This is a genomic window from Rhizobium sp. Pop5 (assembly GCF_024721175.1).
GTDB lineage: Bacteria > Pseudomonadota > Alphaproteobacteria > Rhizobiales > Rhizobiaceae > Rhizobium.
This window is the reverse complement of sequence record NZ_CP099400.1, coordinates 115213-141767: the sequence shown is the minus strand read 5'-3', so window position 1 is coordinate 141767 and position 26555 is coordinate 115213. Positions and strand designations below refer to the sequence as shown.

General features: G+C 60.2%; 21 protein-coding genes. 16 read left to right on the top strand and 5 right to left on the bottom strand.

Going from position 1 to position 26555, the window contains the following annotated elements:
* Window positions 1-17 precede the first annotated feature (17 nt).
* The 8 genes from NE852_RS24510 to NE852_RS24475 all read left to right on the top strand — a co-directional run bounded on the left by NE852_RS24510 (window position 18) and on the right by NE852_RS24475 (window position 10677).
* On the top strand, window positions 18-1526 hold the full coding sequence (locus tag NE852_RS24510; protein WP_258156826.1) for an alpha-N-arabinofuranosidase: 1509 nt from the start codon (window positions 18-20) through the stop codon (window positions 1524-1526).
* Window positions 1527-1705: 179 nt separating this feature from the next.
* Window positions 1706-3610 (top strand): ABC transporter substrate-binding protein, encoded by a 1905-nt coding sequence (locus NE852_RS24505; protein WP_126919110.1) that lies wholly within the window; start codon window positions 1706-1708, stop codon window positions 3608-3610.
* Between the two features lie 106 nt (window positions 3611-3716).
* Window positions 3717-4721: an ABC transporter permease gene (locus NE852_RS24500; RefSeq protein WP_008531757.1), complete on the top strand. Its 1005-nt coding sequence runs from the start codon at window positions 3717-3719 to the stop codon at window positions 4719-4721.
* 3 nt (window positions 4722-4724) lie between these two features.
* Window positions 4725-5582 carry an ABC transporter permease gene (locus tag NE852_RS24495; protein ID WP_008531756.1) on the top strand — a complete coding sequence of 286 codons (858 nt, stop codon included), beginning with the start codon at window positions 4725-4727 and terminating at the stop codon, window positions 5580-5582.
* Between the two features lies 1 nt (window position 5583).
* Window positions 5584-6573, top strand: coding sequence for an ABC transporter ATP-binding protein (locus NE852_RS24490; RefSeq protein WP_258156825.1), 990 nt, complete (start codon window positions 5584-5586; stop codon window positions 6571-6573).
* Window positions 6570-7382 carry an ABC transporter ATP-binding protein gene (locus NE852_RS24485; RefSeq protein ID WP_037173523.1) on the top strand — a complete coding sequence of 271 codons (813 nt, stop codon included), beginning with the start codon at window positions 6570-6572 and terminating at the stop codon, window positions 7380-7382. Before NE852_RS24490 ends, NE852_RS24485 begins: the two co-directional genes overlap by 4 nt.
* A 179-nt stretch (window positions 7383-7561) precedes the next feature.
* Window positions 7562-8287 carry a DUF2726 domain-containing protein gene (locus tag NE852_RS24480; RefSeq protein WP_008531754.1) on the top strand — a complete coding sequence of 242 codons (726 nt, stop codon included), beginning with the start codon at window positions 7562-7564 and terminating at the stop codon, window positions 8285-8287.
* Window positions 8288-8433: 146 nt separating this feature from the next.
* Window positions 8434-10677 (top strand): EAL domain-containing protein, encoded by a 2244-nt coding sequence (locus NE852_RS24475; RefSeq protein WP_258156824.1) that lies wholly within the window; start codon window positions 8434-8436, stop codon window positions 10675-10677.
* A 42-nt stretch (window positions 10678-10719) separates the two neighbouring features.
* Here NE852_RS24475 and NE852_RS24470 read toward each other — a convergent pair whose 3' ends face one another.
* Entirely contained in the window at window positions 10720-12816 is a 2097-nt protein-coding gene (locus NE852_RS24470; protein WP_258156823.1) for a carboxy terminal-processing peptidase, read from the bottom strand.
* A gap of 229 nt (window positions 12817-13045) precedes the next feature.
* Between NE852_RS24470 and NE852_RS24465 the strand changes: the two genes are divergently transcribed.
* Window positions 13046-13345, top strand: a complete 300-nt coding sequence (locus NE852_RS24465; RefSeq protein ID WP_008531745.1) for a hypothetical protein — start codon at window positions 13046-13048, stop codon at window positions 13343-13345.
* A gap of 49 nt (window positions 13346-13394) precedes the next feature.
* Here NE852_RS24465 and NE852_RS24460 read toward each other — a convergent pair whose 3' ends face one another.
* Window positions 13395-14291: a GGDEF domain-containing protein gene (locus tag NE852_RS24460; RefSeq protein ID WP_008531744.1), complete on the bottom strand. Its 897-nt coding sequence runs from the start codon at window positions 14289-14291 to the stop codon at window positions 13395-13397.
* Between the two features lie 203 nt (window positions 14292-14494).
* Here NE852_RS24460 and NE852_RS24455 point away from each other — a divergent pair, with 203 nt between their 5' ends.
* The 7 genes from NE852_RS24455 to NE852_RS24425 all read left to right on the top strand — a co-directional run bounded on the left by NE852_RS24455 (window position 14495) and on the right by NE852_RS24425 (window position 22224).
* Complete coding sequence (locus NE852_RS24455; RefSeq protein WP_008531742.1) at window positions 14495-14929, top strand: hypothetical protein; 435 nt, start codon at window positions 14495-14497, stop codon at window positions 14927-14929.
* A gap of 308 nt (window positions 14930-15237) precedes the next feature.
* On the top strand, window positions 15238-18228 hold the full coding sequence (locus NE852_RS24450) for an AAA family ATPase (protein WP_258156822.1): 2991 nt from the start codon (window positions 15238-15240) through the stop codon (window positions 18226-18228).
* Between the two features lie 15 nt (window positions 18229-18243).
* Window positions 18244-19392: a YcaO-like family protein gene (locus tag NE852_RS24445; protein WP_008531737.1), complete on the top strand. Its 1149-nt coding sequence runs from the start codon at window positions 18244-18246 to the stop codon at window positions 19390-19392.
* Window positions 19385-20149: a TfuA-like protein gene (locus tag NE852_RS24440; protein WP_008531736.1), complete on the top strand. Its 765-nt coding sequence runs from the start codon at window positions 19385-19387 to the stop codon at window positions 20147-20149. Before NE852_RS24445 ends, NE852_RS24440 begins: the two co-directional genes overlap by 8 nt.
* A 42-nt stretch (window positions 20150-20191) precedes the next feature.
* On the top strand, window positions 20192-21412 hold the full coding sequence (locus NE852_RS24435; protein ID WP_258156821.1) for a hypothetical protein: 1221 nt from the start codon (window positions 20192-20194) through the stop codon (window positions 21410-21412).
* A gap of 20 nt (window positions 21413-21432) precedes the next feature.
* Window positions 21433-21912, top strand: a complete 480-nt coding sequence (locus NE852_RS24430; protein WP_008531729.1) for a hypothetical protein — start codon at window positions 21433-21435, stop codon at window positions 21910-21912.
* Between the two features lie 21 nt (window positions 21913-21933).
* Window positions 21934-22224: a hypothetical protein gene (locus NE852_RS24425; RefSeq protein ID WP_008531728.1), complete on the top strand. Its 291-nt coding sequence runs from the start codon at window positions 21934-21936 to the stop codon at window positions 22222-22224.
* A 123-nt stretch (window positions 22225-22347) separates the two neighbouring features.
* Here NE852_RS24425 and NE852_RS24420 read toward each other — a convergent pair whose 3' ends face one another.
* Genes NE852_RS24420 through NE852_RS24410 form a run of 3 tightly spaced genes read right to left on the bottom strand, consistent with a single transcriptional unit; the run spans window position 22348 to window position 26555 of the window.
* Window positions 22348-23718, bottom strand: a complete 1371-nt coding sequence (locus tag NE852_RS24420) for an alpha-glucosidase/alpha-galactosidase (protein WP_008531727.1) — start codon at window positions 23716-23718, stop codon at window positions 22348-22350.
* A gap of 22 nt (window positions 23719-23740) precedes the next feature.
* Complete coding sequence (locus NE852_RS24415) at window positions 23741-25408, bottom strand: ABC transporter ATP-binding protein (RefSeq protein WP_008531726.1); 1668 nt, start codon at window positions 25406-25408, stop codon at window positions 23741-23743.
* A gap of 10 nt (window positions 25409-25418) precedes the next feature.
* Entirely contained in the window at window positions 25419-26555 is a 1137-nt protein-coding gene (locus NE852_RS24410) for an ABC transporter permease (RefSeq protein WP_008531725.1), read from the bottom strand.

The window sequence follows — 26555 nt, the reverse complement described above, 5'->3', positions numbered from 1 at the left end:
ATAAACGGGAGGATCCGTTGAAGACGAGTGTCGTTGCCCACCGCGATTTCCGCATCGCGACCATTGATTCCAGGCTCTACAGCTCGTTTCTCGAGCATCTCGGCAGAGCGATCTACGGCGGCATCTATGAGCCCGGACATCCGACAGCCGACGAGGACGGATTCCGCCGCGACGTGCTCGATCTGGTGCGTGAGCTCGATACGCCCTACTGCCGTTATCCCGGCGGCAATTTCGTATCGGCCTATAATTGGGAGGACGGCGTCGGCCCGCGTTCGGAGCGCCCGGTTCGCCTCGATCTTGCCTGGCGCACCCGTGAAGCCAATCAGATCGGCGTCAATGAATTCGTCGACTGGTGCAAGAAGGCGAACACCAAGCCGATGCTCGCGGTCAATCTCGGGTCACGCGGCCTGGATGCGGCCCGCAATTTCCTGGAATATTGCAATCATCCCGGCGGCACCTACTATTCCGATCTGCGCCGCAAGCACGGCTGGGCCAATCCGCACGATGTGAAATTGTGGTGCCTCGGCAACGAGATGGATGGTCCCTGGCAGGTCGGCCACAAGTCGGCCTATGAATATGGCCGGCTGGCGGACGAGACGGCGAAAGCCATGCGCGGCTTCGACAAATCGCTCGAACTCGTGGTCTGCGGCTCGTCCAATTCCGATATGAAGACCTATCCCGATTGGGAGGCCCAAGTCCTCGACCAATGCTATGACAGCGCCGACCATATCTCGCTGCATATGTATTTCGCCAATCGCGAGAAAAATACGCTGAACTACCTCGCCCGCGCGACGAAGCTTGACCGCTACATCACTACGATCGGCGGCGTGATCGACTACATCAAGGCGAAAAAGCGCTCGAAAAAGACGATCGGCATTTCCTTCGACGAATGGAACGTCTGGTATCATTCCAACCAGCAGGACAAGGAGATCCTGGCGCGCGACGAGTGGCCGGATGCGCCGCACCTGCTGGAAGACGTCTATAATTTCGAGGACGTGCTGCAGGTCGGCGGTATCCTGAACACCTTCATCCGTCGCTCCGACCGCGTCCGCATCGCCTGCATCGCCCAGCTCGTCAACGTCATCGCCCCGATCATGACCGAGGACGGCGGTGCGGCCTGGCGCCAGACGATTTACTACCCGTTCTACTACGCTTCCCGATATGGCCGCGGCTCGGCGCTGCAGCTTGTTGTCGATGGCCCGACCTATGATAGCGACGAGGAGAACGAGGTTCCCTATCTCGACGTCTCGGCAGTCCAATCCGAAGACGGCAGGAGCCTGACCTTCTTTGCCGTCAACCGCCATCCGGATAGTGCGCTCGATCTCGACGTGCGGCTGGAAGGCTTCGGGGCCGCCCGCCTGATCGAGCAGGTGGAAATGACCCATGGCGATCTCGAAGCCGTCAACACGGCGCGGCGGCCGGAGACGGTCGTGCCCGCAAAGGTCGAGAGCGCGAAGATTGAGGACGGACGGGTGCGGGCAGCTCTGAAGCCGCTGTCCTACAACGTCATCAGGCTGTCGGTGTGACAGCCGCCGCCGGATAACCCGGCTGAGAATTCGGCTCGACTGCGAGGAGGCAGGCGGGCCGGAGGGATGGTTCACCAAGGCCTCGAGCTGCCAAGCTCCGGCTTCTGCGAACCGACAACCGCGACGTGCCCATGCGTGCCTTAGCGGCCGCCGTATCGTCGCTTTCTAGGGAGGAGTTCATGCAACAGTGGAAGAGGCTCGCATTCGGCGTCGCGCTGGCCGCACTTAGTCTGGCCGCCGCCGCCAAGGCCGATGACTACACCTCCTTGCCACGCAAGGAGACGCTCATCGTCGAAAATCCGGAAGGGACGATCAAAAATCCCGGCTGGTTCAACATCTGGGTCAATGGCGGCGGCGGCGTGTCGACCGGCCTGCAGCAGCTGACCATGGATACACTCTGGTATATCGACCCCGAACAAGGGCTTGGCGGCGCGGCCTGGGACAATTCGCTCGCCGCCGACAAGCCGCAATATAATGCCGACTTCACCGAAATGACCGTGAAACTGCGCAAGGGGCTCTACTGGAGCGACGGCGTTGAATTCACGGCAGACGACGTGGTCTATACCGTCAAGACGCAGATGGATCACCCCGGCATGGTCTGGAGTGCGGCCTTCTCGGTGCAGGTGGCAAGCGTCGAGGCGACCGATCCCCAGACCGTGGTGTTCAAGCTGAAGAAGCCGAATTCGCGCTTCCATGCCATCTTCACCGTTCGCTGGAACGGCGCTTGGATCATGCCCAAGCACGTCTTCGAGAAAGTCGAAGATCCGCTTCGCTACGATTTCGCCAATCCCGTCTCGCTCGGCGCCTACAAGCTGAAGGCCTACGATCCGCAGGGCAAATGGTATACCTGGGAGAAGCGCGACGACTGGCAGCGCACCTCGCTCGCCCGCTTCGGCGAGCCGGCCCCGAAATATGTGACCTATACCGATCCCGGCCCGCCGGATAAGCGCACGATCGCCCAGCTCGAGCACAATCTCGATATCATCCACGACAATACGCCGGAGGGCATGTTCACCCTCAAGGAGAAGTCGAAGACCATCGACACCTGGTTCCCGGGCTTCCCCTTCGCCCATCCGGATCCGACGCTGCCGGCTGTCATTTTCAACACCCAGAATCCGCCCTTCGACAATGCCGATGTACGCTGGGCGCTGGCCCTGCTGATCGACATCAAGGCAGTCGACATGGCGAGCTACCGCGGGGCGGCGACGCTTTCGGCGCTCGGCGTGCCGCCGACGGCCGCTACGATGAAAGACTATCAGGCGCCGATGCAGGATTGGCTGAAGAATTTCGAGATCGATACCGGCAAGAGCAAGATCAAGCCCTATGACCCGACAGTCGGGCAACAGATCGCCGATATCCTGCGCAAGCAGCCGAAGTTCAAGGACCAGATCCCGACCGATCCGGAGGCGATCAGCGGTGCCTTCGGCTATGGCTGGTGGAAACCGGACCCGAAAGCGGCCGGCGAACTTCTGGAAAAGGCAGGCTTCAAGAAATCCGGCGGCAAATGGCTGACTCCGGACGGCCAGCCCTTCAAGATCCGAATGACGGTCGAAGGCGATACTCGCTCCGTCTTCACCCGCGCCGGCACGCTGATCGCGCAGCAATGGGCGGCCTTCGGTATCGACGCCAAAGCCGTGCCCGCCGCGAAACTTTGGCAGACGGCGCTGCAGCCCGGCGATTTCCAGGTGGCGATCGCCTGGAGCGTCGAAACCTGGGGCGGCGATCCCGACCTCTCCTTCTTCCTCGACAGCTGGCACTCCCAGTTCGTGGCGAAGAAGGGTGATGTTCAGCCGCCGCGCAACTGGCAGCGCTGGTCCAATCCGGAGCTCGACAAGATCATCGAGAGCATCCGCGGCATCAGTGCGGACGATCCGAAGGGCATGGAGCTCGGCAAGGATTATCTGAAGCTGGTCACCCGCGAAATGCCGACGATCCCGCTCATGTCCTATAACGTCTTCACCTCGATGGATACGACCTATTGGACCGGCTATCCGACGATCAAGGACCCCTATACGGATCCGGTGCCGAACTGGGCGAACTCCAGGTTGATGATGGTCAAGCTGAAGCCGGCTCAACCGAAATAATCCTCCCAACGCCGGCGCGCAGCCACGCGCCGGCTCCTTATCGGCGGGCTCCGCCCGCCGATCCTTTCCATCCGATGAAAGGAAACCAGAGAGGAACCACTGCCTTATGACGTCCTATCTGATCTTTGTGCTGAAGCGGTTTGGTCAGTTTCTGCTCGTCGTCTTTCTCGGCGTGACGATCACCTTCTTCGTCACCCACCTGACCCCGATCGATCCGGTCGAAGAAAGCATAGGCGCCATCACGCAGATGGGTCAGTCCGACCCGAACGCGATCGAGCTGATGCGCCAGTCGCTACGCGAGCTCTATGGAATGCAGGGCTCGATCTGGCAGCAATATCTGCATTTCTGGCTGCGGCTCGCGACCGGCGATCTCGGTCCCTCGCTCTCGGCGTTTCCGACCCCCGTTTCGACAATCATCCTGCGCTCCCTGCCCTGGACCATCGGCCTGATGACGGTGTCCACCCTGATCACCTTCGTGCTCGGCAATGCGATCGGCGCGCTTGCCGGCTATTACCGCAAAGACATGGTGCTGAAGGCCGTCAGTCTCGTCTTCATCGCGATGCTGCCCATTCCCTATTATATCCTCGCCTTCGTGCTTCTCATCGTCTTCGGCTTTATCTGGCCGGTGCTGCCGATCAATGGCGGCTACGAGATGAACGCCAATCTGGACCTCTCCTTTGCTCTCGTCATCGATATCCTCAAACACTCCATCCTGCCGGCCCTCTCGCTGATCCTTGTCGGCGCCGGCAGCTGGCTGATCGGCATGCGGGCATTGGTTTCCAACATCATTACCGACGACTATGTCGTCTTTGCCGAGCTCGGCGGCGTTCCCAAGGGAAAGATCCTGCGCTCCTACATCGCCCGCAACGCCATGGTGCCGCAGTTCACCGGGCTTGCCATGTCGCTCGGCGCGATCTTCAACGGCACGGTCATCACCGAAATCGTCTTCGGCTATCCCGGCATCGGCAATCTGCTGATCGAAGCGGTGCATGCCGGCGACTACAGCCTGGTGCTCGGCCTCAGCGCCCTGTCGATCGTCGGTGTTGCCGCCGCGGTCTTCATCATCGACGTGCTGAGCCCGCTGATCGATCCGCGCATCAAGGTGGAATAGGCCATGTTTACCATCATCCGCGACCTCGCACGCCAGAACATGGAATTCCTCTGCGGTCTGCTGCTCTTTGCCGTTATCGTCGGCTTCGTCATCTTGTCGTATTTCTCGCCCTATGGCGCGACCGACATCTATTTGCTGCCGCCCGATATGCCACCCGACGGCGACTATTGGCTGGGCACCACCTCGCGCGGCCAGGACGTGTTCTGGCAGCTGACGACGGGGCTGCGCAACACGCTCTATTTCGGCATCGGCGTCGCCTTTCTCTCGCGCATCATCTCGTTGGTCGTCGGCCTGGTGGCCGGTTATGCCGGCGGCACGGTGGACCGGGTGCTGATGGCCATCAACGACAGCGTCATGGTCATCCCGCAATTTCCGCTGCTAATCCTTTTCTATTTCGTGCTGAAGGACAACATGACCTGGGCCGTGCTGATCGTCATCATGGCCTCGCTCGGCTGGTCCTATGATGCGCGGCTGATCCGCTCCGTGGCGCTCGGCCTGAAGAGCCGGCCCTTCACCACCCAGAGCGTCTATTCCGGCATGACGATGCGCAAGATCCTCGTCGAGGAGCACCTACCCTATGTGCTGCCGATCGTCTTCGCCACGACGATGAACAACATGATCTGGTCGATCGGCATGGAGATCACCCTTTCTGTGCTCGGCTTCACCGACATCGAGACGCCGACCATGGGCATGATGATCTATTGGGCCAATGCGCATTCGGCGCTGATCTCAGGCATATGGTGGTGGGTGGCCGCCCCCGTCGCCGTCATCGTCATCCTCTTCCTGGCGCTCTTCCTGCTCTCCATGTCGATGAACGAATACAATGATCCGCGCAGCCGGCTGAACCGGATGGGAAGTTAGCATGGAGAATTTGGTCGAAATCCAGAATCTGAAAGCCTATTATCGCGCCTTCCTCTACGGCGTCGATCGCGAAGTGCGGGCTGTCGACGATATCAGCCTGACGATCGGCCGCGGCGAGGTCTATGGCGTGGCCGGCGAATCGAGCAGCGGCAAGACGACGCTGATCAAGACCATTGCTGGCGCCATCCGGCCACCGCTCCGGGTCGTCTCCGGCAGCGTCAAATTCCATTTCGGCGGAGGCACCCAGGATATCTATGCGATGACGCCGGAAGAGCGCATGGCGCTGCGCTGGCGGCATCTCTCCTACATCATGCAGGGCTCGATGAACGTGCTCAATCCGGTGCGCCGGATCCGCCATTCCTTCACCGATTTCGCCTTCCGGCACGTGAAGGTCAGCAAATCAATCTTTTTCGAAAAGGTCGCCGCCCACCTGCAACGGCTGAAGCTCGATCCGCAGCTGCTCGACGCCTATCCGCACGAATTATCAGGCGGCATGCGCCAGCGCATGACCATTGCGCTTGCCACGATCCTCACGCCGGAATTCATCATCGCCGACGAACCGACGACGGCGCTTGACGTAATCGTCCAGCGCGACGTCCTGTCGATGATCCGCGAAATCCAGCGCGAAATGGGCTCTTCCTTCCTGTTCGTCACGCACGACATGGGAGTTCACGCGATGGTCTCCGACCGCATCGGCATCGTCTATGCCGGGCGCCTCGTCGAGGAGGCGCCGACCGCCAAACTCTTCAGCATGCCGCTCCATCCCTATACGCAGCACCTCGTCGGCAGCCTGCCGAAGATCGGCGACCCCACGACGCGGCCTTCGCTGGAGGGACGCCCGCCGAACCTCGCCATGCCGCCGGAAGGCTGCCGGTTTCACCCACGCTGCCCGAAGCGGATGGAGATTTGCTCACAGAAGGTTCCGCCCATGGTGACCGTCGAGCCGCAACGGCGCGTGGCATGTTTTGCAGTAACGGGAGATCAGGTTTGACCGCTCTGCTTAGCCTCTCACATGTCACCAAAGTCTACCGGCAGGGCGGCATGCTCGGCCGGCGCCTGATCACGGCGGTCAAGGATGTCAGCTTCGAACTCGGCGAGGAGCCGGAGATCCTCTCGATCGTCGGCGAATCCGGCTCGGGCAAATCGACGGTCGCGGCAATGATCCTCGGCCAGACCGAACCGACGGAAGGGCAACTTCAATTCGCCGGCAAGACCGTCGCCATCCATAGCCGGGCCGAGCGCAAGGCTTTCATGAAGGAGGTCCAGCCGGTTCTCCAGAACCCCTTCGAAGCCTTCAATCCGTTGAAGCGGGTCGACCGCTATCTCTTCGAGACCGCCCGCAATTTTTCCGCTGACGGAAAACGACCGGACCGGCAACAGGCCGAGAAAATAGCCGACGCCGCCCTCCATCACGTCGGCTTGACGCTGGAAGAGGTGAAAGGCCGCTTCCCCCACGAACTCTCCGGCGGCCAGCTTCAGCGCGTCGCCATCGCCCGCGCGCTGATCCCTGAACCCCGCCTGCTGGTGGCCGACGAACCGGTCTCCATGGTCGACGCGTCGCTCCGCATGGCGATCGTGAACCTCTTCGGCCGCCTGAAGAGCGAACTCGGGCTTTCGATCATCTACATCACCCACGACCTCGCCACCGCCTATTACGTCAGCGACAATATTATCATCATGCGCAAAGGTGAGATTGTTGAACGAGGACGGGCGCGGGCAGTGTTGGATGATCCGCAGCATGAGTATTCGCGGGCGCTGAAGGATGCGGTGTTGGCGGCGGATTTTGCTGCGGTGGTGTGAGTGGTGGAGGGGACGCGGCCGTTGGCTGCGTCTGTCACCCGGCGTGATTTCGCACCTTCCGCCCAAGCATTTCGAATACGATAGCTTTTGGCGGTCGCCTGCAGGACCTAGTTCTTTTGAGTGACTTTCGCACATTCTCCACGCGTTCTACTATCTTGGCGGGAATTCTGGAGAGGGGCATGCACTATCGCCAAAGGTCGGTGCTGTTTTCAGCACCTGGACTGATTGTCGGAGTTGCCGCACTAGGCGCTTCGGGTGGTATAACTATCGCAGATCTCGATAAGCCAGAACTGCTGATTGCCGCCCTCCTTGTCGGTCTCATCATCGGCATGGCCGTTGAGCAGCTCCTAGCCACGATGAGAAAGCAGGCGCGGCGGGAGAGAAACAGGTCACGCCGGAGGAAAAAGCGGAGCAACGAGCGCATTATACTGTGGCCCTCATCTCCAATGCGAGCTGTGGCGCCAATGAGGCCAATCGACGCCACAGATCAATTGCGTATCGTCATGAAATCGCATTTCACCATTCAGCCGTTGCTCAACAAGAGCGAAGCCCGAGTGTTTCGCGAACTCGACAGCATCGTGATCGGCTGCAATTCTTCTTGGCAGGTGATGGCGCAGGTTTCGTTGGGCGAAATCCTCCGAAGCACCGATGCGGGCGCCTACAGTTGCATCAACTCCAAGCGGGTCGACTTACTGCTCGTAGACAGCAATTGCCAACCGCGGCACGTCATCGAATATCAGGGCGGGGCGCATCATCAAAGTGCCGCAGCCGCACGCGATGCAATAAAGAAAGAGGCGCTGCGACGCGCCGGGATCGGCTACCACGAGGTGGTGGCGGGACAAACGACCCCGTCAGAACTCAGGCGATTGGTCGAGAAACTGGTGGACAAGCCCGGTGTCACCTAACGTGCCCTCGCCACGCCAGGCCCATGTCCGATGCGTAGCACGGGCAGGCAGGTTCAGATACCGCGCTTTCATCCTCCCTGCGGGTTTAGCGTTGCCTTAAAGAAGCTGTGGCAGGATGAGCGCCAGTCATCCACGCCGGCAACCTGATGAAGCTTCGAAGAAATCTAGCTCGCTCTATAATGAGCCATACCAGCGCATTCGCTCCCGCAATATTTGCCGCAATTATTGCTGCAATCGTCGTCTGGGTAGCAACGAACTGGCGGATGGAGCGATCGCTGGCCGATGAACGTTCGATCGTTGCCGGCGAGCTTGCCACCATATCCTCTCGGCTTCAGACGAACCTCAATAGCAATGTGAAGCTGTTGCAGGGGCTGGCCGCCGGCATCGCAGTCAATCCGACGATGGATCAAAGCGGATTTTCCAAGCTTGCCGCACAGATCCTGCAGCCCGATTCACAATTGCGAAGCTTCGCCGCAGCACCCGGGATGGTGGTCAGATGGGTTTATCCGGAGAAAGGAAACGAAAAGGCCATCGGTCTCGACTACCGGACGAATGAGAAGCAGCGGGCTGGCGCCATGCTGGCGCGCAATACTCACAATATCGTCCTGACGGGCCCGGTGGAGCTTGTTCAAGGCGGAACCGCCTTTGTGGTGCGGTGCCCGGTTTACATCAACGACGGCGCGAGCCAGGTTTTTTGGGGGCTGCTTTCCGGAATCGTCGACACACCAAGGCTTTACCGGGAAAGCGGTCTCGGCTCCACCGAGCTTGAGATCGCCATCAGCACCGTTCCGGAGCCGAACGCCCCCCAGCAGGTTTTCTTTGGCAGTCTCGAGACTTTTTCAAAGAAACCGGTCGAGACATCCGTCGATATGGTCTATGGCCGATGGACCCTCGCCGCACGGCCAAAGCAGGGATGGGGTCAAAATAGCGGGATCGGCATTTTTGAGTTCTATGCCAGCCTGTTGGCATTATGTGTCGTTGCGCCGATCGTCTGGGTCGGTTTCCTGACCAAGTCACGCCAGCAAACGATTGAAAAACTTCGCCTTCACAAGAAGAAACTCGTTCGAGCCCAGCAAAGGCTGGAATACCTGTCATTGCATGACGCGCTGACGGGTCTTCCCAATCGACGATTTGTTGACCGGATGATCTCGCAGCCGCCGCGGCCCGCCCCGGGAGATTGTCTGATACTCATCCATATCGACCTGGATCGTTTTAAAGAGATCAATGATACGAAAGGGCATGCCGGAGGTGACACGGTCTTGCAGGCAACGGCTTTCCGCCTTGCCGATTTGGCTGGTCCAAACGACGTAGCGGCTCGGATCGGCGGAGATGAGTTCATCTTCGCCAGCTGGAGTACCAATCCCGAGCCGAAGGCCAACGCATTGGCCCAGCAAATTGTCGATACGCTGGAGCAGACCCTTTTTATCGATGGTGCGGAGTGTCTGGTCGGCGCAAGCGTCGGCGTCGCCTGGGAGACTGAACGTGCTGGTGACCGGGACCTCAGTCAATTGCTTCTCAATGCCGATTTGGCTCTGTATGAGGCGAAGAAGACGGGCCGCGGCCGCGCGGCCATTTTTACAGAGGAGCTTCGCAGCGCCGCCATCCATTCGAAAGAATTGGCGGACGAATTTAATCACGCCCTCGATCGCGACGAACTGGTTGCGTTCTTCCAACCGCAGTTCAATGCAAACACATTGGATATTGTCGGTGTCGAGACGCTTGCCCGCTGGGATCACCCGCGAAAAGGACTGCTTGCCCCGGACAAATTTCTTGATGTCGCGGAAAGGCTGGGGCGTACCGGCGACATGGACAGGCTGATCCTGCAAAAGGCCCTGTTCGAGCTGACAAGATGGGACAGCCTGGGAATGCAAATCCCACGTGTCTCAGTCAACATGTCTGCGCGTCGACTGGCACAGCCGAACCTGCTTGCCGAGCTGTCCGAGCTTCCTCTGGCAAGCGGTCGCCTGTGTTTCGAGCTGCTTGAAACAATCTCCTTCGACGAACTTCAACCCGTCCTTAATGAGATTATTCCAGCCGTCAAAGAGCTTGGCATCGAAATCGAGATCGATGATTTCGGCACCGGACATGCCAGCATCGTCAGTCTGCTTCGATTTGAACCGCGACGACTGAAGATCGATCGCGAAATCATCAAGCCGATTATCGCGTCTCCATCTCAGCGCCGTCTGGTAACCTCGATCATCGAAATCGGCCGATCGCAGAACATCGACATCGTTGCCGAGGGCGTGGAAACAATGGAGCATGCGAAGATCCTGAAAGATCTCGGCTGCCATATCCTGCAAGGTTACGCTCTGGCCCGACCGATGACCTCGGAGCAGTTGATTGAATTCTGCCGTATCAAGGACAAAGGAGCTACAGCGGCAGGCCGATAGCCACGCCCCGCGTTCCTCGGGTGTGGCTATCTCCAAGCTTCCCTATTGTTTCGTGACTGCCTTTAGGACGTCTCCCTGCAAATCCGCCTCGTCGGCAACAATGGCGGCGGCCTCGTCCAGCAAGACGTCCTTTGCCTTCTTTCGGGCATTCTCCATGGCAATATCGGCGCTCAGGCTGCGCTCGTCCGCCTCCAGGCCGTCATCGCCACCCGGATCTTCGCCATCGCCTGCCTGCGCCCGATCCTTGAACCGTTTCTCTCGGGCCGCCGCTTCTTTGCGACGTTCCGCTTCGTTGAGGGAGATAACCCCCTTCTCGCGCTGCGCCTTCAAGTCGGCAATGTCTTTCAACAGATTCTGGAAGTCCTGATCGCTGCCGACCCGCGCATCGTGGCGGCTCTGCAAAGTCGGCAGCAGCCTCGCGACCGTATCGGCGGGCGCATAGTTCGCGGGCTTGATCTCAGCCCATGGCAGGGCGTTGTCATAACTGGTTTCGCCGAAAGCGGTTGGATCGGACAGACCCGGCAGAACGATATCGGGTGTTACGCCGCGCAGCTGCGTCGTACCGCCGTTGACCCGGAAGAACTGGGCAATCGTCACTTTCAGCTCCCCGAATTCGGGTTTGCTATTGTGGACCATCTCGTCGAGATCGACGACGGTCTGAACGGTGCCCTTCCCGAAACTCGGTTCGCCGACGATCACGCCTCGACCGTAATCCTGGATTGCCGCGGCAAAAATCTCCGAAGCCGAAGCCGAGCCGCGGTTGATCAGGACGCCCATCGGGCCTGCCCAGACGGGCGCGGAGAGGTCAGACCTTTTGACGTCGATCTTGCCGTCGCTGCGACGTTGCTGAACGACCGGTCCCTTGCCGATGAAGAGGCCGGTCAGATCGATCGCCTCGTCCAAAGAACCGCCGCCATTGTTGCGCAGGTCGATGAGAACGCCGTCGACCTTTTCGTCCTTCAGCTCTTCGAGAAGCTTGGCGACATCGCGGGTGGCGCTCTTGTAATCCTTGTCGCCTTTGTTCTTGGCTTCAAAATCCTCGTAGAAGACCGGCAGGGTGATGACGCCGATCTTGCGCGTCGCGTCGCCCACCTTCACCGACAGCACGGCCTTCCTGGCAGCCTGCTTGTCGAGACTGATCTTATCGCGCACCAGGCTGATGACGCGATGCGTGGCATCTGCCCCGGCGTCCGCCGGCAGAACATCAAGCCGCACCACGGAGCCTTTTTTCCCACGGATCATCTGCACGACTTCATCGAGGCGCGTGCCCACCACTTCCTTGATCGGCCCGTCCTTGCCCTGCCCAACGCCGGTGATGCGGTCTCCGACCGCGAGCTTGCCGGACAGCTGCGCCGGCCCGCCGGGCACGAGTTCGCGGATCGTCGTATAATCGTCGCGCTCCTGCAGCACGGCGCCGATGCCGAACAGCGAAAGCTTCATCGAGACATTGAAGTCGGCCGAAGCGGCCGCGCCGAAATAATCCGTATGCGGGTCGATCGAGGTTGAGTAGGCGTCCATGAACGACTGGAAAACGTCGTCGCTTTTGAACTTGTAGGCGCGCTCGAGCGTATTTTCATAGCGTTTGTCGAGCGTTTCGCGGATCGCCGCGTCGGTCTTGCCGCCGAGCTTCAGCCGCAGCCAGTCGCTCTTGACGCGCTTGCGCCAAAGCTCATTGCTCTCGGCTTCCGACTGCGGCCAAGGCGCTTTGTCACGCAGCACCGAAAAGTTTTCCTGCGTGCCGAAATCGAAGTCCTGCTTCAGCAGGCTGCGCGCGTAGCTCATGCGCTCGACGACGCGTTGCTCATACACGTTGAAGATAGAAAACGGGATCTTCAAGTCCTGCTTCTCTATGGCATCGTCGATCTCGCTGCGATCGGCCATGAACCTGTCGACATCGGCTTGCAGGAAGAGCATGCGGTCCGGATCGAGCGATTTGACAAACCGATCCATGATCTTGGCCGACAAGGCGTCATCGAGCGGAACGGGCTTGTAGCTGTATCGCGAAAGAAACTGCGCGCTCAATTCAGCAGCCTGCGCCTGCCGCTTCAGCGGCGCCAAAACAGGCGGTGACGCGACTTCAGCATATGCGGTCTGTGCAATTGCAAGAAATGCACCAAGAAAAACGTAAGGTATGCGCATTCAGCGTCGATCCAATTCTGTATGCCGGGTGTGGATTTGTGATCTATGTGAGGCAATCATGGTTTTTTGGCAACCAGGTGGCAACGGGATCGTGTGAAAGGTCGCGGGAAAGTATTCGGCGGCGAGGGAGGGCGACGCGTCGACGAGCACGGTTCTCACAAAGTTTGAGTTGACCGCTTCCGATGGCGAGGCGACACTTGCAACCTGCGGCAAGGGAGGAGAAAAGACGATGGACGAGGCAGATCGCTGGCGCAACATGGCAAGCGCACCGAAAGACGGCAGCCGGATTCTTGTCACGATCCGCCCGTCCGAACAGGGGCCGGCGGAGGTCGATCTCGCTTATTGGTCGAATGGCGATCAGTTCGCAGGAGAAGGCTGGCGCGCCTCCGATTCCTCGCCGGGGCACATCATCGAATATGCCGAACCGGAATTGAAGTGCTGGATGCCGATGCCCTCGGCCAACCGCCTCTCGATGCCTTCGCCCTGGGAAGGCGAGGACGCTCAGCAGCTCGACGGATCAGGGATTTAAGAATTCGCGCCAATAACACATTGGCTCCCCAGGTTGCCGTCCCGGGCTCCTACGCCGCGCGCACCCTGTCCCGGCCGCTCAGCTTGGCGGCATAGAGTGCCTGATCGGCGCGCCGGTAAAGGTCCGACGCGCTGTCTGACGGGGCGCAGGCGGCGATGCCGGCGGAACAGGTGTAGCTGAAGTCGGGAGAGTCAGGCAGGGGCCGGGAGAAGCGGATCACCGTCAGCATACGCTCGACCATAGCAATGGCGTCGTCCGGCCCGGTTGCCGGCATCACGAGCAGGAACTCTTCGCCGCCGACGCGCCCGAAACAATCGTTGCGGCGAACATTCTGATGGATGCGATGGGCGAAATCGCGGAGCACAATATCGCCGGCATGGTGGCCGAGCCGGTCGTTGATGTGTTTGAAATTGTCGATGTCGAAGACGGCAAGGCATCCGGGGCTTCCGTGCTCCGCCGCGGCCAGCATGTCGTCGACGCGCGCCATCACGAAGCGGCGGTTGGCGACACCCGTGAGCTCGTCGGTGTAAGACGCCTTGATCGCCTGATCGCGATCCTGCCGGACAGTCCGGCCATGCGCCCGCAGATTGGTGATGTCGCTCGCGATGCACAGCATCCAGCCGTTTTTCTGGACGGCCTCGGTCATCCAAAGCCATCGGCCATCGCATAGATCTGTTTCGAAAGCCCGATAACCGATCTTGCCGCGGCGCGACTGTGTCGAGCGCAGCCACTCTTCAAAATTGCCTGTCCGAATGACGGTGCCACGGCTCAGCTGAAAATTGCGCCGCATGAGATCCGGCCAGAGCGGCGTTTCATCCGGCTCGATGAAATAGACCGAACGAAAGGCGCTGTTGGCATATTGCAGCCGGTCATCGCTATCATAGACCGCAATTAGCGTTTCGGTGTGTGCGGAGAGGTGCAGAAGCTGTTCGAATATCTCGTCCATACCGAACCTGTCTGTTTGCCTTGGCATGACATGGCGCAGAAATCCTACGAGAAAAGAGTCCGTCGGCAAGCAAAGGTGCATCCAGTGATTACGGAAACGTCAACGAGCCGCTGTGCCCAATCGTGATTGGACATCGGCTGCGACCTGAGCCACGCTGTTTCTTGGAGGCGGACCGTCTATTTTTTCGGAGATAGGAGGCCGAGATGGAACAGTACGCATTAGACCAGCTGAAGAGCATTGCGAAGGTCAGCACGACCTGCAAGCCCCTTGACATGACGCGGCGCGAGCGGCTTGAGCGGTGGGCCGAAAGCCTCGAACGCAGCCCCAAACCGTTTCTCAGGACGCTTCACGAAACCGAATACCAGCCGGTTGCGGATCGGGAAGCCCTGCGGGATGACAATACCCCGATCTCAGTCGCGTTCGCAGATCCCATTCTGCGGGCGGCGGGCATGGAAAATGACAGCTATGGAGAAGCCAAGCGGTTCTTCGAGCTCAGCGACGAGCAATTGCACGGCCTTGTCTGCTTCTGCCATTTTGGGGAACAGGTCAGCGCTGCAACACTCTCTCGCCGGGTGAGAAAGATGGCGGACTACAAACCAGGCGGGTTCTTCGCTCAGCTTCTTGCGTTCTTTGGCTGATTGAGGCCAAGAGCCATCTGGCGCTCTAAGGCTGGCGCTCGCCGTCGTAACGATCGGCGGGTTGCCCGCATGCGTATCTGCGATCCCCTGAAAGCCGGATGTCCTATCACGGGAAGGCCCCGCGCTGACCCAAAACATGATGAGCCCGAGCGATGCGGCCGGGTATGCGCATGCGTCGTCATTTGAGCGCACAACTCGCCATCAAGCCGCAAGCCATACATATATTAGCGTCACCGCACGAAAAGCTTGCATGCAAGCTATAAATCGGATGTCCTGAGAAAGACTTCTGTGGTGTTGGGCGACCCAGTATGAAAACCCTCGACGCGCGAATTCGGTTCTCAGGTGAGCGGCGACAGGTCACGGCTCTTTTCTATGACATTGTCGGCTCGACGGAGCTTTTGTTACGCAGCGAGCCGGAGAAATTCTTTCGCGCTGTCTCGGCATTACATCAGAGCGCCGAAACGATCATCAAAAGGCACGGGGGATTTCTTCATCAGCGGCTCGGAGATGGGGGATGCTGTTTCTTCGGCTATCCCGACCAATCCGAAGATGCAGCTGAAAGCGCGGTACAGGCTTCGCTGGAGTTGCTTGGTATTGTAACGAGCACCAAGGCCAAGGCGCGCACCGCCTTCAGGCTTCGGATCGGTGTTGCCACCGGTCTGGTCGTCTTCTCCACGCAAGGAGACGAGATTGTCGGGACGGCGCCCGTCCTGGCGGCACGCCTGCAGGCGGAGGCCGAACCGAATTCCGTTCTGGTCGCAGGTTCGACCGTTCAGCTCACCCGGCACAAGTTCGACTACGCCCTGATAAGGAAGGCCAAGCTCAAAGGCTTCGAAGACCCCGTGGCGCTCTGGCGCCCCCGCGACCGCGGTCGACTAACCTCTGAACCGTCACTACCCCATGTGTGGGACCGGCCGATCAGAGGCAGGGAAAATGAGCTCGCCGCTCTTTTGAGCGCCTGGAATTCAGCGCGCGATGGCAAGGGCAGTTCGATCACCGTGGTCGGAGAGGCAGGCATCGGCAAATCCAGGCTGATCGGCGAACTCGCCCGCAACCTCTTGCAAACGCCGCACGAGACCCTGATCTTTCAGTGCGGCAGGCGCATGGAGAGCCAGCCTCTGCACCCGTTTTTGTCTTTTCTCGATAGGCTTGTCGGCGAAGCTTCGATCCTGAAGGATGGCGATAGCGCGGCTTTCATGCAGGCGCTTCGAGCATCCGGCCGAAAGGTCAACGCGAGCGTCGCCCAGACCATTCTCTCATTCACGTCGGACCGCTCGCCAGCGACCTCGCGCAATATTCGCGTGTCGAATCTCTCCGACCGCGCATTCAGGCGGGAGGTGATCGAAGCCGCGGCTGACATCCTGACCTGCAAAGTGACAGCGGTTCCGACCCTCCTCGTCTTCGAGGATGTCCACTGGGCTGACGGCATGACGCTGGAGCTGATCGACCGGCTCGGATCGCTCGCAGGCCAGTTGCCGATCCTCGTGGTTCAGACGTCGAGGATAAGACGGTCCCTGGCGCTGGCAACCGAGATAGAATTAACCGGCCTGGCCTCTGCCGCAGTTCGCGACCTCGTCGCCTCGATCTGGGGGGAGCCTCCTCCGCCGGGCCTTGACGACTTCATCCTGGATCAATGCGATGGCATGCCGCTCTATGCGGAAGAACTGGCCAACTTCTTCCGGGCAAGGCAACCACTGAGCAAGGCCTCGTCCGAATGGCAGGAGCTGCTCAGGGAAGGCGGCGTCACCTCGCTCAACGATCTGCTGTCCGCGAGACTCGCTGCGACCGGTTCGGCGCGACGGGTGGCGCAATTTGCAAGCGTTATCGGCCGCGAATTCAGCATGTCGCTGCTCGCCTACCTCCTAGAAGGGGTCGACCGGCAGGCCGTCGACGTCGCCGTCGAGCGGCTTCTCTCTCAAGGCATCATCGAGCCTTCCTCCATTGGGCCTGGCTCCTTTCAGTTCCGGCACGTGCTGACCCAGGAAGCCGCCTATAGCAGCCTTCTCAAGACCGACAGACGCCGCATCCACAAGCGGATCGCCGATCTGTTGATCGGTGAAGCAAAGCCCAGCCTGCCGGCTGCCATCGCCGCCTGGCAGTGTGCCGAAGCAGGCCTGCACGACGCCGCGGCGCGGTTTGCCCTGGCGGCGGCGGAAGCAAGCGTCCTCCGCTCGGCGATGCACGAGGCAAACGTATCGCTCGAGCTCTGTGCACGGGAAGTCGGCGGCGTTTCCCGGCGCCATCCCGATCGCGCCGAGCTGGCATTGGGTCTGCTCGAACTTCAGGGTGTCGTTGCGACCGCACTTGAAGGTGAAGGCTCGGAAAGCGCGCGGCGGGTCTATTCACGCGCCATGCAGCTTCTGCAGAAGCAGGCCTCGGCCGTTCGGGTCAAACATTTCCCGGTCTATTGGGGATGGTGGTTCACCGCGCCCAATATTCTGACGCAGCAGTCCCGCGCGCGCATTCTCGTGGGAGACATGAAGGCCGTCGAGGATCAGGAGACGCGGCTTCAATCCTATCATTGCGGATGGGCGACGAGCTTCCATGCCGGCGAGCACGAATTCTGCCTCGATTGCGTCGCCAGAGGCCTTGACCTTTACGATTCCGAAAGAGCGGTCAGAAATCGCGCCTTCTTCGGCGGACATGACGCCAAGGTCTGCGGCCTGGGCGAGAGCGCCCTCTCCTATCTATTGCTCGACGATGCCGACGCCAGCGAAAATGCGATCGGGCGGTGCCTGGACTGGGCGGCCTCGACCGATCATCCGGGCAGCATGGTTCATTCGCTTTATTACGCGATCGTCCTTCGCCGCTGCCAAAGCCGATATGACGATGTCCATGCGCTCGGCGAACAAATGCTGGCGCTTGCCGAGCGGCACGGCCTCGCCGCCAGCCAGGCCCGCGCCAATATGTATTGCGGCTGGGCGGAACTGATGACTTCCGCCGACGAGCGCGGCCGGGAACGCTTCCAACGCGGCCTGCTGCTCCAGCAGCAGTTGGGCACCGACGATAATTTTTCCATGCACAGCGACATGCATGCACAAGTGCTGCAGCGGCTCGGCAAGCCTGTTGAAGCGCTGGCTACCGTTCACAATGCCATCAATGTCGGCCGCAACAGCGGCCAGCGGTTCTGGCTGGCCGAACTCTATCGTCTCAGCGCAAGGCTGAGGCGGGATCTGAACGAGCCTCCCTCCTCGATCAGAAGGGACCTGGTGAGAGCGGTCCAGATTGCCGAAGGTCAGAAAGCCGCCTGGCTGGCCGAAAGAGCGAAGCAAGGTCTGGACGGGTTGCCAAGGCCGTAAGACCAGGAGGAAGCGATGGAGGACGGGATGCTCGACCATATCTTCGATATCCCCCTCTCCTCGCCTCCTGATCCCTGGCAGACGGTGCAGCGCATCCTGGCGCGTAAACAAGAATACGGCATCACCAGGCTGGGCTCTGTCACAGAGCTCGACCGGATCGGCATCCCCGTCGTCCAGGTCATCAGGCCGCAGGCGCTTTCCGTTGCCGTCAGCCAGGGCAAAGGTTTGACTGTGCCGCTTGCGGCGATATCGGGCCTGATGGAATCCCTGGAGGGATGGGCCTCGGAGCGGATTGCCCCGGACCGCGTCTTCACGGCGACCTTCGGCGACATCAACGAGAAGGAATTCTGGTCGCACCTTGGCGTCGGACGAGATGAGGAGAGGCTTTCCTGGATCGGCGGACTGGATCTCTTTTCCGGCCGGAGAACGCCTGTCCCGCTTGCCCTTGTCGATTCCGCATACACCGTCCTCTCGCCTCACCCGCATTGGCTGCCCAGAGACACAACGGGCCTTGCGGCCGGCACCAGCCTGCAAAGCGCGACCTTGCATGCCGGCCTGGAGATTCTCGAGCGGCAGGCGCGATGCACGGCGATGAAGACCCCGCATTTCTTCGATCGCTTCCAGATCGACGGCCGCTCGGTCCGCTCCGGCAGCGCCGGCGACATCATGCAGCGGCTGGCCAAGGCGGGTTTCGTCACCGGCATCTGGAAAATCCCGGCGCCGCATGCGCTGCCGATCTACTGGTGCCACGTGATGGAAGGTGCCGGCCGCGCTCCCTTTGCCCCCTTGCCGGCCGAAGGTTTCGGCTGCAACTTCAGCCATGACCGCGCTTTGACCAGCGCATTGCTCGAAGCGTGCCAATCGCGGCTGGGGGTGATTTCGGCTGCACGCGACGATATCAGCAGCGAAGTCTACTCCTATGCCGATACCTCGGAGCTTTCCGCATGGCGCCAGCAACTCGCACAGGGCGGCATCTCCTATGTCGCCGATGAAGATCCTGTCGCCAAGGACCGCTCCATGTTGGCGATCGTCGAGGCCTTGAAGTTGGCCGGGGCGAAGGCGGCCATCAGAGTGGTTCTTCATTCGGATGATCGCATTCCCCTTCACGTCGTCCGGGTGGTTGCTCCGCCGCTGGAAACAAATCCGGAGGCGGATCTTGCGTGACGATGTCGTGGTCTTTCTCGGCCCTACTCTCTCCGAGACGGAAGCGCTCGGATATCTCGACGCGATCTATCGGCCTCCCGTCGGCTGCGGCGATGTCGTGCGCGCCGTGGCGGATTACGGGCCGTCGGCGGTCGTGCTAATCGACGGCGTCTTCGCGCAGCGCCCGGCCGTTCGTCACCAGGAAATTCTCTGGGCGATGGCCCGTGGGGTCCGCGTCTACGGTGCGGCCAGCATCGGCGCGCTGAGAGCAGCGGAACTCGCGCCCCAGGGAATGATCGGACACGGACTGATCTACCGATGGTATCGGCGGCACCCGCTCGCCGACGATGCCGACGTCACGGTGCCGATGGCGCCCGTCGAACTGGGATCACGCGCATTGGGCGACGCTCTCATCGACATCAGGCTGAGCTTGAGAAAAGCGGAACGCGCCGGGGTCATCGGAAGACGATTGCGAGATCAGCTGGAGTCCCTGGCCCGCGCGCTGCACTTCAGCGAAAGATCATTCGCCAGGCTTCTCGCAATGGCTGAAAACAATCCCGGCCCTGCGGACAAGCTAGCGGCACTAAAGTCGTGGCTGAAAGCCGAGGCCGTAAACCAGAAACGAAGGGATGCGGTAAATCTTCTGACATATCTCGCCGACCACAAGCTAAAATCCGGGGCCAACCCCATTTCCTTCGACTTTGAACTTACGGAATCATTCGCAAACGATATGGAGTACTGCGGATTGCTCGAAACACTATTGTCGAAACACAAGTAGAACTGGTATAGTGCAAGATCGCTCGGCGTTGGGCAACGAGCTGTGGGGGCAGCATTGGATGCCATCACACATGCGGAGGGGGGAGGCCATGGGGCGGCTTCAGAGCTGCCGCTTGGAACGCGTTTCCTTGTCTTCCCTCAGCCGCCCTTCATTCCCGGTTACGAAAAGCCCGAAGTGGTCTGGATCGGACCATCGGCAGGACCCATCCTGGCCGGCCCATCCGACAGCCGCATCTATGTGGCAAATCCCGTCGAACCGAAAACGCCCTATGCCGCGCCCTATATTCCTCCCTATCGCGGTCTTTTGCAGCCGCCCGCCGAGCCCGGTCCCGACGGGCATTTCGATCACATCGGGCCTGGCTCGCCGGCATTCCTTTCGACGCACAGCTATGCCTGCGCGCGCAGGGTTCTCGATATCTGCGAGAGCTATGTCGGGCGCTCGATCCCCTGGTTTTTCGAACCAACGCTGGAACGGTTGGAAATTATTCCCCGCATTCCCGGTTGGCAGAATGCGCAATCCGGCTTTGGCTTTCTGGAGCTGGGTGAGAGCGAGCCGGGAAACTCGGCATCGTGTTTCGCGCTGAATTTCGATGCCGTTGCTCACGAAATGGGACACCTCATTCTGTTGAGCGAACTCGGGATCCTCGCGGGTGACGGACGTGACACCGATTTCTTTTCCTACCACGAAGCGATAGCCGATTTCATATCGCTGCTGGGATTGCTGCAATTCGATACCGCTCTCGATCGGCTCCTTCGCCGCACCGGCGGAAATCTGCTCTTGCACAATGAGCTCGACAAATTTTCCGAACTCAGTGACGAGAAGCAATTGCGATCGTTTAACAACTCGCTTCGTATCGGTGATGTCGGCAACGATGTTCACGACCAGTCCAAGCCGTTTGCGGCGGGCCTATTCGATTGCCTTATCGAGGTCTTCCAATCGCTGCAGTTCGAACGCGGAACGTCGGACATCAATCCCAGGGAATTCAGCGATCTTCGGCGGCAAATGGTGCCTGCGCTTATCGAAGAAGGCCTGCGAGCGCCGCAGGCATCTTATGAATTGAAGCACTTCGCCACGAAGGCGGCCCTGCAGGACGCACGGGACATCGTGGGCGAAGCCGTTGTGCGTTCCTGGAGATATCTCGAACCGGACAGTCTGACTTTTGAAGCTGCAGCACTGGCCTTCCTCGAAGCTGCCAGCCGTGGGCGGGGTGTCGCTTACATGGACCAGCTTGAAGATTGCATGAGGTGGCGTGGAATTCTTTAACCAGACGACGGGAGGTATCGATGATAAATGACAGCGTCCCCGCTCCGGCGACCGAGCGCTACGAAGCTGATGCCCTAATCCTCTACGGGGTCAAGCTCAACGACAGAAACGATTATGCTCGCTTCGATATCGGAGAGGGATCCCAAACCGATCTTCGAATGCAATTGTTCCATGGCGATGTCGGAAGTGCGTCCGGAGAATATTCAATCGTCTTGGCCTATGGTTATGCTTTTGAGGGGCATTGCTACAGGTTCGATTCAAACCGGGTATTTCTCGTTACGGGCGATCCTCCCCGGGACGCCGTCGGATGTGGATTTGATGATCTTGGCTATATGATGTGGAGGATCCGCGCATCCGATATGTTGCTTGAGATATGCACAAACTTCGGCGACGCAAAGACACTCATACTCGACGCCAATCTACCGGGAAAACGATCCCCAAGCTCTTACGCAATCACCCTCAGGATGGCACATCGTGACGGCCGTCTTACCCGCGACTAATACGCATTGATGGAGAGCATCATGGCATTCGTGGTCTACGCAAAAATACTGGACGACTACAAGCAGCTATCGATCTTTGACGAGTATGCTTCAAGTCTGTGTGAGGACAAGAACGGGCAAATCAGCGACCGAGATGGTAGTAAAAATGAAGAGTACAAATTCTCTGTCAAGGAAGACAAGAAGAGCACACCGCCCGGTCTGATTACGGTAACAGCAACGCTCACTCCTGACAAAGGTGCGGAGCGAACGGTGACAGTGGAATATCCGATCCCAAAAAGCGGTGAGCACTTTGATTTTCCGAAGCCGGCATAACCACCGCCAACGCAACTCTCGAACATGAAACGTCCTTGCGACAAAGAGGCCGTTTCACGCACGAAAAACCCCGCGGTTGTTGCGACCGCGGGGCTCTTTGACGCCCGATCCGGGAGAGAGGGATCAGGCAGCCTGGACTTTACTGGATGTGCGCGCCCATTCGGGGAGCCAGTTGCCGTGGGCGGCGAGCAGATCGTCGACCAGCGACCAGATCTGGTCGAGGTCGAGTTCGGCCGCCGTATGCGGGTCCATCATCGCGGCGTGGTAGATGTGCTCGCGATTCTCAGTCATCAGCGCCTGCACCGTCAGTTCCTGCACGTTGATATTGGTGCGCATCAGCGCGGTCAGCTGCGGCGGCAGGTTGCCGATGAAGGTCGGCTGGATGCCGGAGGCATCGACGAGGCAGGGCACTTCGGCGGCGCAATTTTCCGGCAGCGAAGTGATGCAGCCATTGTTGCGGACGTTGCCGTAGATCACCGAGGGCTCGCCGGTCCAGACCGAGTTGATGATCGAGGAGGCGTATTCCTTCGACGGCGTGACCTCGATCTTGTCGGCGGAGCGATAGGCCTCGGCCTGGCCCTTCCAGCGCTCGATCTGCTCGATGCAGCGCTTCGGATATTCATCGAGCGGAATACCGAATTTCTCGATCAGGTCCTCGCGGCCTTCCTTGATGAAATAGGGCGTGTATTCGGCGAAATGTTCGGAACTTTCGGTGACGAAATAGCCGAGCCGCGTCAGCATCTCGTAGCGCACCTTGTTCGGGCAGCGTGGGTTCCAGCCGGGCTTCGGCGCCCTGCCCTCGCGATAGCCGCGCAGGAGGTCGGGATAGAGGTTGCGGTACGAACCGTCCGGCTGGCGATGCTCGAATTTGAGATAGAAAGCCATGTGATTGATGCCGGCCGCGCGATAGCGGATTTCCTCGTAAGGAATGTCGAGGTCATGGGCCAGTTCCATCGCCGTGCCCTGCACCGAATGGCAGAGGCCGACCTGTCGGATGGTCGGATATTTCTCCGAGATCGCCCAGGTGTTGATCGCCATCGGATTGACATATTGCAGCATGATCGCTTCGGGGCAGACGGCGAGCATGTCCTCGCAGACCTTCCAGAGATGCGGCACTGTGCGAAGCCCGCGCATGATGCCGCCGACGCCGAGTGTATCGGCGATCGTCTGGCGCAGACCGTATTTCTTCGGCACCTCGAAATCGGTGACGGTGCAAGGCTCGTAGCCGCCGATCTGGAAGGCGACGACGACGAAATCGGCGCCCGCAAGCGCGTTGCGCTGGTCGGAATAGGTCTCGGCCTTCGCCTTCACGCCGAGCGTCGAGATCAGCTTGTTGACGACGATGGCGCTTTCTTCCAGCCGCTGCGGATTGAGATCCATCAGCGCGATGGTCGCACCCGACAACGCCGGACGCTGAAGCACGTCGCCGATGATGTTCTTCATGAAGACGGTGGAGCCAGCTCCGATGAACGTGATCTTGGGATTTCCTGCCATTATAGCCTCCGGCATTCGGTAATCATGCTACCTCGAAAGCGGCTTTGACGAGCCGTTCGGTGTAGGCGGTCTTGGGATGGGTGAGAACTTCGTTGACGGGCCCCTCTTCGACGATCTTGCCATGCTGCATGACGATGACCCGATGGCAGAGCGCCCTGACGACCTTGAGGTCGTGGGAAATGAAGAGATAGCTCAGGCCGCGCTCGTCCTGCAGCTTGCGCAGGAGTTCGATGATCTGCGCCTGGACGGAGAGGTCGAGCGCCGATGTCGGCTCGTCGAGCAGGATGAATTCCGGTTCCAGCGCGATGGCGCGGGCGATCGCGATGCGCTGGCGCTGGCCGCCGGAAAATTCGTGCGGGAAACGTGAAAGGATATTGCCGGGCATGCCGGCGGCAATGAGCGCCTCGCGCACCCGGTCCTGCCGTTCGCCGCGGGTCGCGCCCAGCCGGTTGACGACGAGCCCTTCGTCGATGATCTGGCCGATCGTCATGCGCGGATTGAGCGATGAGAACGGATCCTGGAACACCACCTGCATGCGGGCGCGCAAAGGCCGCATCTCGGCTCTTGAAAGGCCGTGGATCGGCTGACGGTCGAAATAGATCTCGCCGTTCTGGGCGTTGTTCAGCCGCAGGATTGCCTGGCCGAACGTCGTCTTGCCGGAACCGGATTCACCGACGAGGCCGAGCGTCTCGTGACGGCGCAGCGACAGGTCGAGGCTGTCAACCGCGACGAGTTCGCGCATCTCGGGTTTCAGGATGGTACCGTGGCGCAGCATGAAGGAGACGCGCACACCCTTGGCATCGAGAATGACATCCGAACCCTCCGGCAGCGGATTGGCCTGGCCGCGCGGTTCGGAAGCGAGCAGATGCCTCGTATAGGCGTGCTGCGGATTGGCAAACAGAGCTTCGGTGACGTTGTGCTCGCGCACTTCGCCATGCTGCATGACATAGACGTAGTCGGAGAACTGCCGCACGACCGTCAGATCGTGGGTGATGAGGATGACCGCCATCCCCAGCTCTTTCTGCAGGTTGCGGATCAGATTGAGGATCTGCGCCTGCACCGTGACGTCGAGCGCCGTCGTCGGCTCGTCGGCGATCAGCACGTCGGGATCGTTGGCGAGCGCCATGGCAATCATCACGCGCTGGCGCTGACCGCCGGAAAGCTGATGCGGATATTGCTTCAGCCGCGCCGCCGGATCGGGGATCTGGACATGTTCGAGCAGTTCGAGTGCACGCTTTTGCGCATCCCTCCTGCTGATCCTGCGATGCACGCGGATCGCCTCGACGATCTGGCTGCCGATCGTATAGATCGGGTTCAGCGAACTCATCGGCTCCTGGAAGATCATCGAGATACGGTCGCCGCGCAGCTTGCGGCGCGCCCGCTCGGAAAATTTGAGGATATTGCTGCCGTCATAGGAAACGGTCGATTTGCCGGAGACGACGGCGCGCTTCGACAAGAGCCCCATCACCGTTCGCGCCGTCACCGATTTGCCGGAGCCGGACTCGCCGACGATCGCGATCGTCTCGCCGCGATAAAGCTGGAAGGAGACATCCTTGACGGCCTCGACCATGCCGTCCTCGACCTTGAAATTCACTGCCACGTTGCGCGCATCGATGATGGGCGTGTCCGAACGGCCGTCGTGATCATGGCGGACGGGCGGGGCGAAGGAATTGACCAGTGCAAGAGCCATATCAATCACCTCAATAAGGATCGACCGCATCGCGCAGTCCGTCGCCAAGCGCGTTGAAGGCGAAGACGGTGACGAGCACGAAGGCGACAGGAGAGAGAATCCAGGGATAGGAACCGATGACCGAATAGGTCGCCGTATCCTGCAGCATCAGCCCCCAGGAGATCAGCGGCGGCTTGACGGCGAAGCCCAGGAAACCGAGGAAGGATTCAAGCAGCACGACGCTTGGTATGGCGAGCGTCACCGCAACGATGACATGGCTCATCACATTCGGGAAGATATGCTGCATGATGATGCGCCTGTCGGTGGCCCCGACCGCCATGGCCGCCCTGACATAATCGATGCGGGCGAGCGCCAGGGTCTTGCCGCGCACCTCGCGCGACATCTGCGCCCAGCCGAGCGCCGACATCACGACGATGACGAAGGCGAGGAAGACATTGGTCGGCGCCGTCACCGGGATCAGCGAGGTCAGAGCCAGATAGAGCGGCAACTGCGGGAAGGCGAGCACCAGCTCGACGAAGCGCTGCACCCAGACATCGAAGGTCCCGCCGAAATAGCCTGAGACCATGCCGACCGTCGTGCCGATAATGGTGACGATGAAGACCACGGTGAGCGCGATCACCAGCGAGATGCGCGAACCGATAATGGCGCGCGACAGCACGTCGCGGCCGAACTTGTCGGTGCCGAGGAAATGCGCCGGCTGGCCGTCGGTCGAACCGAAGAAGTGCCGGTTCGCGGGAAAGAGGCCGAACAACCGGTAATCCGCACCCTTGACGAAGAAGCCGAGCAGCCGCGGATTGTCGTAATCCATGCCGACGATCGGCTGGAAGGTGACCGGATCGAGTTCCTTGGAATCCGACAGCGCATAGACGCGCGGCTGGAAGACAAAGTTCCCGTCCTTGTCGTGGAAGCTCATAATCTGCGGCGGCGCGAAGCCGACATCGGTCGCTTTCGGGTCCATCGGCGCGAAGAAATCGGCAAAGATCGCCATGAGGATCAGGAGCCCGACCAGCACCAGCCCGGCCATGCCGGTCCAGGAGCGCCGCAACCGGCGCCAGACCAGCGCCAGATAGCTCTCGCTGCCATGCGAAGGCTTCTTGATCGCCGATTCAGCTGTCGGCGGCGTGGCGGAAGAGTCAAAAGCAAGCAT

Excerpts from the sequence above, each read along its gene's own strand:
- NE852_RS24500 (WP_008531757.1), top strand. The coding sequence starts at position 3,717 with ATGACGTCCTATCTGATCTTTGTGCTGAAGCGGTTTGGTCAGTTTCTG.
- NE852_RS24490 (WP_258156825.1), top strand. The coding sequence starts at position 5,584 with ATGGAGAATTTGGTCGAAATCCAGAATCTGAAAGCCTATTATCGCGCC.
- NE852_RS24465 (WP_008531745.1), top strand. The coding sequence starts at position 13,046 with ATGGACGAGGCAGATCGCTGGCGCAACATGGCAAGCGCACCGAAAGAC.
- NE852_RS24455 (WP_008531742.1), top strand. The coding sequence starts at position 14,495 with ATGGAACAGTACGCATTAGACCAGCTGAAGAGCATTGCGAAGGTCAGC.
- NE852_RS24495 (WP_008531756.1), top strand. The coding sequence starts at position 4,725 with ATGTTTACCATCATCCGCGACCTCGCACGCCAGAACATGGAATTCCTC.
- NE852_RS24475 (WP_258156824.1), top strand. The coding sequence starts at position 8,434 with ATGAAGCTTCGAAGAAATCTAGCTCGCTCTATAATGAGCCATACCAGC.
- NE852_RS24420 (WP_008531727.1), bottom strand. The coding sequence starts at position 23,718 with ATGGCAGGAAATCCCAAGATCACGTTCATCGGAGCTGGCTCCACCGTC.
- NE852_RS24450 (WP_258156822.1), top strand. The coding sequence starts at position 15,238 with ATGAAAACCCTCGACGCGCGAATTCGGTTCTCAGGTGAGCGGCGACAG.
- NE852_RS24460 (WP_008531744.1), bottom strand. The coding sequence starts at position 14,291 with ATGGACGAGATATTCGAACAGCTTCTGCACCTCTCCGCACACACCGAA.
- NE852_RS24430 (WP_008531729.1), top strand. The coding sequence starts at position 21,433 with ATGATAAATGACAGCGTCCCCGCTCCGGCGACCGAGCGCTACGAAGCT.
- NE852_RS24505 (WP_126919110.1), top strand. The coding sequence starts at position 1,706 with ATGCAACAGTGGAAGAGGCTCGCATTCGGCGTCGCGCTGGCCGCACTT.
- NE852_RS24410 (WP_008531725.1), bottom strand. The coding sequence starts at position 26,555 with ATGCTTGCTTTTGACTCTTCCGCCACGCCGCCGACAGCTGAATCGGCG.
- NE852_RS24425 (WP_008531728.1), top strand. The coding sequence starts at position 21,934 with ATGGCATTCGTGGTCTACGCAAAAATACTGGACGACTACAAGCAGCTA.
- NE852_RS24415 (WP_008531726.1), bottom strand. The coding sequence starts at position 25,408 with ATGGCTCTTGCACTGGTCAATTCCTTCGCCCCGCCCGTCCGCCATGAT.
- NE852_RS24480 (WP_008531754.1), top strand. The coding sequence starts at position 7,562 with ATGCACTATCGCCAAAGGTCGGTGCTGTTTTCAGCACCTGGACTGATT.
- NE852_RS24445 (WP_008531737.1), top strand. The coding sequence starts at position 18,244 with ATGGAGGACGGGATGCTCGACCATATCTTCGATATCCCCCTCTCCTCG.
- NE852_RS24470 (WP_258156823.1), bottom strand. The coding sequence starts at position 12,816 with ATGCGCATACCTTACGTTTTTCTTGGTGCATTTCTTGCAATTGCACAG.